Origin of the sequence: Bartonella sp. PS7NMGDW (assembly GCF_042193585.1) — a bacterium.
GTDB lineage: Bacteria > Pseudomonadota > Alphaproteobacteria > Rhizobiales > Rhizobiaceae > Bartonella > Bartonella grahamii.
Window position 1 is genome coordinate 1 of sequence record NZ_JBHILX010000032.1, and the last position, 6410, is coordinate 6410.

At 39.4% G+C, this 6410-nt stretch carries 2 protein-coding genes and 1 pseudogene; 1 reads left to right on the plus strand and 2 read right to left on the minus strand.

The genetic code is table 11. The annotated features are described in order from the left end of the window. Together ACFIKJ_RS08470 and ACFIKJ_RS08475 are read right to left on the minus strand one after the other, a co-directional pair. Window positions 1-314, minus strand: a pseudogene (locus tag ACFIKJ_RS08470) (phage tail protein); the annotation flags it as partial. Window positions 315-327: 13 nt separating this feature from the next. Next, window positions 328-1374 (minus strand): metallophosphoesterase, encoded by a 1047-nt coding sequence (locus ACFIKJ_RS08475; RefSeq protein WP_375670481.1) that lies wholly within the window; start codon window positions 1372-1374, stop codon window positions 328-330. A gap of 813 nt (window positions 1375-2187) precedes the next feature. Here ACFIKJ_RS08475 and ACFIKJ_RS08480 point away from each other — a divergent pair. Then, window positions 2188-6410, plus strand: a 4223-nt coding sequence (locus tag ACFIKJ_RS08480) for a beta strand repeat-containing protein (protein WP_375670482.1), incomplete at its 3' end; no start/stop codon positions are given.

The window sequence follows — 6410 nt, forward strand, 5'->3', positions numbered from 1 at the left end:
TGATCACCACGGGACCATGGAGAAGGACACTATAGGTCGTATCATTGATCCAACGAAGCATCTGCACCGGCTTTGCTCTTCGGATAGTTGTGGTGATAGCATCTATCGCTACCCGGTCCCCAAATTCTTCTGGAAACCAAACCCCATGAATGGTTTTTGCATCATTGCCATAGCCGGTAAATTGCAAACTGGGTGCCTTGCCAAAACGCTCCATACAAACCCATGAGGCAGAAAACTCTTCTTCAAAAGATTGGAAATTCAGCCAGTCCACATAAAATTGATGCGGGTCCTAACATCATCAAAGGATCTCTCATAGGCTCCCTCCCCTCATTCTGTCCCGCCATGCAATGCATTGGCGCGTACCCGTTGAATGGCATGGGCAACCGCACGACCGGTGGCAACAGGATCACGCGCACCATTGACATGCACTGTGACATTTTGATTGTGTGTGATGGGAGAACGGTCTTTGTCTCTTTGTTCTCTCACAGAGTAATTGGCATGCCCCGCCCCCGCAAATTGTCCAATCGGTTGAATGGCTGTTGTGCCTCCCAAAAAACTTGGCAAAAATTCTCTTACATCAATGGAACCAATCCACCCCTTAATAATGATTGTCACTTTACCTCTTGCATCAGCAGCAGTTAAATCGTTTCTAAGCCAATCTAAAGATTTATTGATTTGCGCCTGCACAGACTGTCCCATCAAACGAACCGTATAGCTTGGATAATTGTGAAGCTGCACATAGTGAACATCTCCATAATCCCAAGAATAACTCAAACTCCCCCTTATCGAGCGAATATTTCCACCCGAAATGGGAACCAAACTTTCAGTAACATCTGCATTAAAATGCAATAATTGATTACGGTATTTTTTGATTTCCGATACCATTCTTGAAACTGCACTTATAGCACAGGCATCTTTGTAAAAACTGAATTCTTGAGGATTTGTACAATTACCAACATTATTGGCATAATCATGATTCCCTAGCCCCTCATAGACAGGTGCTCCAAGAGTTTTATAAACATTTTCATAATCATCATAGTTTTTTTGTTGTCCAAACTCCGTCAGATCACCATTGACAATATGGAACGCGGCCTTGTGCGCTTTTATCACGCCAGCAACCTGCTCATTTATCTTTAACCACGGCTCTCTGTTTGATATTCCATTGGCATCACCAGAGTTTAAACGCCACGGTTGCGGATCAGCCATGATGATAGCAGTATAATTTTTTGCAAGAGACTTTTCTTTCATCGACCAATCCATGAATGCATCATGATAAAGCCTATTGTCCCTTCTTAACTTTTCAGAATCAAGATTAAAACAACCAGAGAGAGTAAAAGCAATCACGGTGATTACCAATTCAACTTTATATCTCATAAGCCTATCACCATAAAAACGTTATATATTTTTTTATAAAAAATTCCTCAGAAACAATTTTTTAGATTTTCTTGTCAAGAATGTGTCAAAAATTCAAAATAACGAAAGCGGTTATTCTTCAATGAAGGCGCACTTTGATGATATCAAAGCATCATCAGTTTCAAGCCTTCAACTTGAAGCATCTTCATTGTTTGAGATTTATAAGTTCTGCCTCTTTCAAATGCCATTGATATATCAACAGCTTATCAAAAACTAGGCATTTATCAGAAACCTAGCAAGTGTTCGTATACTATTAAAATATCCCAAACAGGAGAAACAAACGTATGCTGTATGCTCGAGAAGCCATCTCCGTTAGATAGCAAAATCAAACACATTAGAATCTTATGAAAGATAAAGTAGGAATAATCAAAATGCTAAAAACAGTGTTTGGGTATTACTGTCATAACTAACTCTGGAAAGACCACAAACTGTAAGAAATATTACAGAAAATATTATTATTAATTTATAAAATTCATATGAACAATAATATAAAATATATCAAAACATAATAAAATTAACATTTTTACAAAATAGTTTTATAATAAATTTAATTATGTAATATAAAGTAATCACTTTATGATTATAAATACGTTATGTATTAAATATAAATATGTAAAAAATTTAATATCAATTATTTTTTAGCTTTGACAAGCAGTAGAAAATAAAATACTTATAAAGGCTATTACTGAAATTAATAACAACTATCCATTTTCACTTCTTCTTATGAAGTTCGCGGGGAAATGAATTTTTGGGGCTCTCATAAGGAGAATGCTAGTGTATAAAACATCCCTTTTATCATGCACGGCTGCAGCCGCTATCATCCTATTCAACATCCAGTTCACTGCACATGCTGCAACCCTCGAAGTATCTACGGGAGAAGAAAAACCATCCAACCAAACCTTTGAGATTATTCATGCAAAAACCGGTGGTCAAATCATTGGAACGAATGTAACAGTGATCGGGAACAAAAATACAAACTCAAGTGAAAACAAGAATGTTTATGCTGTAACTGCTGAAGGCGTTAACAGTGCGATTACATTACAGGGTAGCACAACCATTAAAGGGACTGATTCTGTTATTTCCTTAGGCGTTGAAGCAAAAGACGATGCTAAATTTCAAATGACTGGGGGATCCATTACAGTTTCCGATATTGGTGCTCTCTTCTGGAATAATAATAACAAAGAAAGTATGCTAAAAGATGTGACGATATCGAGTGGTGAAAACAAAGCGCCACTGAATTTTGGAGTAATGTTAGACAAAAACGGTACAGTCACTTTAGAAAATGTAAAAGTAACGCAAGCAATAAATGCCACAGTTGCATATGATCATTCAACAATAACAATTTCTGGAGGATCATTTGACGCAAAAGATGCAGCAATATCTGCTAAAAATGGTAGCACTGTTACTTTAACAAACAATGCGCAAATTACATCATCTGATGACGCTGGGCTCGCAGCAAAAACACAATCCACCATCACAATGACTAAGGGAACTGTGACAGGAAAAATCGCGGCATTGATTGCAGAAGACGGTGGACATGTTAAGGTCACTGATGTTATTTTAAAAACAAAGGGAGCTGGAACAGATGAACCAGCTGAGGGCTCTGGCTATACCGATGGTTTCGGTGCATTTTCTAAAGGCTCTAACAGTGTGATTGAGTTGGAAAACACTACTATTAGCGATGCGAAAATTGGGCTTACAGCACAAGATGGTGGCGCAATCAACATGACTGGGGGGACCATCACAGCTTCCAAGGTTGGAGCTCTCTTCGAAAGCAGTAATAGCGACAAAAACAAACTGGAAAATATAACGATATCAAGTAGTAAAGACGGTGCACTATTAATCAGTGGAATAGACGCAGATAAAAGTACTGTCACTTTAAAAGATGTAAAAGTGACTCAAGCACAGCACGCCATAATTGCGGATCATGATTCCACAATAAAAATTTCTGGCGGATCATTTGAGGCAAAAGGAGACACAATACAAGCCATCAGTGGCAGCAACATTGTTTTAACTGATGTTAAACAGATTACATCATCTGATTCCAATGGACTCGCAGCAACATCAAACTCCACAATCGTAATGACAGATGGAACCGTAACTGGGAAAAAAACAGCATTGGCTGCTGCAGACGGCGGACATATTAAGGTCACAGATGTTGCTCTAAAAACAGTAGGAGTAGATGCGCTCACTGAGGGCGCTGGTATTATATATGGATTCGGTGCATTCGCAAATGGCGATAACAGTGTAATTGAATTGCTTGGAAAAACGACCATTAGTGATGGTATAATCGGGCTTGAAGCACAAGATGGTGGCGCAATAAGCATGGCTGGGGGAACCATTACAGCTTCCAAAGTTGGTGCTGTTTTCTTTAACAGTAAGAGCGACAAAAACAAACTGGAAAATGTGACAATATCAAATGCTAAAGAAGAGGAACCGCTACTCTTTGGAGTAAAAGCAGACGAAGACAGTAAAGTTGCTTTAAAAAATATAGAATTTGTTCAAGCAGACAGTGGTATATCAGCAGATAATTCTTCCACAATAACAGTCTCGGGAGGATCATTTGATGCAAAAAAGGTAACGGTACATGCTGAAAACGGCAGCACCATTACTTTAACCGATAATGCTCAGATTGCATCATCTGGTAACGTTGGACTCGTAGGAGAAACACAATCTACAATCACGATGATAGGAGGATCCGTAACTGGGAGAGAAGCAGCATTGGCTGCAAAAACGGGTGGTCATATTACAGTCACAGATGTTGCTCTAAAAATAAAAGCAATACCAGATGCACAAGCTCAAGGTTCTGATATTATATCTGGGTTCGGTGCATTTTCTGAAGGCGCGGACAGTGTGATTGAATTGCTTGGAAAAACGACCATTAGTGATAGTATAATCGGGCTTCAAGTGCAAAAAAGTGGTGCAGTCAAGATGACTGGAGGAACCATTAAGGCTTCTATGGCTGGTGCTGTTTTCTCTAACACTAAGAGCGACAAAAACAAGCTGGAAAATGTGACAATATCAAGTACTAAAGACGGTGAGCTACTAATCAATGGAGTAGACGCAGACAACGACAGTGCCGTCGCTTTAAAAAACGTAACAGTAATGCAAGCAAATAGCGCCATAATAGCAGACAATTCTTCTACAGTAACAGTCTCTGGCGGATCATTTGATGCGAAACATGTAACAATAGGTGCTCTAAAAGGCGGCAGCGTCATTTTAACCGATAATGCGCAAATTATATCATCCGAAGACAGCGGACTCTATGCACATGACAATGGCACAATCAGCATGACTGGAGGAACCATTAAAGCCTCCTATAATGGTGCTGGCTTTGTGAGCAGTGAGAGCGATAAAAACAAACTGGAAAATGTGACAATATCAAGTTCTAAAGACAATGAGCTACTACAATATGGAATAGAAGCAGACAAAAACAGTACAGTCACTTTAAAAAATGTAACTGTCACTCAAGCAACCAGTGCCATAGTTGCAGATGATCACTCGACAATAACAGTCTCTGGAGGATCATTTGATGGAGAACTCGATGGAATATATGCTTCAAATGGCAGCACGGTTATTATCGACAACAAGACTGAGATTACAACATCCAGTGGTTATGGACTCCATGCTGATGGTGCACAATCCAAGATCACAATGACTGGAGGGACAGTAAGTGGATGGGGTACAGGCACATTGTTTGCCGAAAACAGCGGACAGATTGATGTCACTGGTATTACTATAACATCGACAGATGGCACCGGAGACGGTGCACATGCCGATGGCTCTGGCAGCATAATTGAATTACATAATACAACGATTAAAGATGTTTCAACAGGGCTTATGGCATACGAAGAAGCTACAATCAAGATGACTGGAGGTTCTATTACGGCTTCTATAATAGGCGCTTCTTTTAATAACAGTAAAAGCGCTGAGAACAAGCTAGAAAATGTGAAAATATCAAGTGGTAAAGACGATGACCAACAACTTTTCGGGGTAGTAGCCACTCATGACAGCAACCTTACTTTGAAAAATGTAACAGTTACTCAAGAAAATATAGGCATAGCCTCTGCTTTTAATTCTCAAATAAACGTATCAGGGGGAGAGTTTAATGTAAAAGACTCAGGGGCATATGCTCAGAGTGATAGCACCATTATCATAAAAGACAATGCTCAAATTAATGCATCTGATGGCAGTGGACTCCATGCAAGCGGTCCACAATCCCAAATCACAATGACAGACGGAACTGTGTTTGGGAAAAAAGCTGCATTGTATACAGAAAACGGCGGGCATATTGATGTGACAAATGTTTCTGCAACGGCACAAATCGGTGGTTTGCAGATCATGTCTCTCTCTTACACAGATCCTGATAATCCCCAAAAACGTAAAAGCAGTGAAATCAATTTGGTCAATACAAAACTTCATGTTGAAAATGGTGCTGGAATTCTTATTGGAGCTTTCACTGACAACGATATTGAAAATAATGCAGATCTGGCAATCGGTACAGCAAATCTCAAAAATTCAGAAATCCATGCCGATGTTTTACTAGGAAACGGCATTGATTGGAGATACAAAGAGTTTTGGGACCAGGTAGGTTCAAAAGCGATCTCCAACGGCACCTTCACCTTAAGCGCAGATCAGTCTATTCTAGAGGGCAGAGCAAATATTGCTAAAGACAGAAATGTGCACTTTGATCTGAAAAACAATACAAAATGGACGTTGAAAATCAGCAAAAATGAAAAAGATGATGATGGCAATCTCCTTGATATCGCTCAAAGATCTCGTTCTGATATTTCCACGCTTAATCTCGATAACAGCTCCATTATCTTTAATGGACCAACAGAAGATCATTACCAAACATTGCATATAGGTTCTGGTAAACCAGACACGCAAGAAGTCTACAATGCAACGGGTGATGCAAATATTTACTTCAACATTGCTTGGAGTGATGGTGCTGCAATAAATGACCAAAAAACCGATAGACTTTTGATCCATGGGGA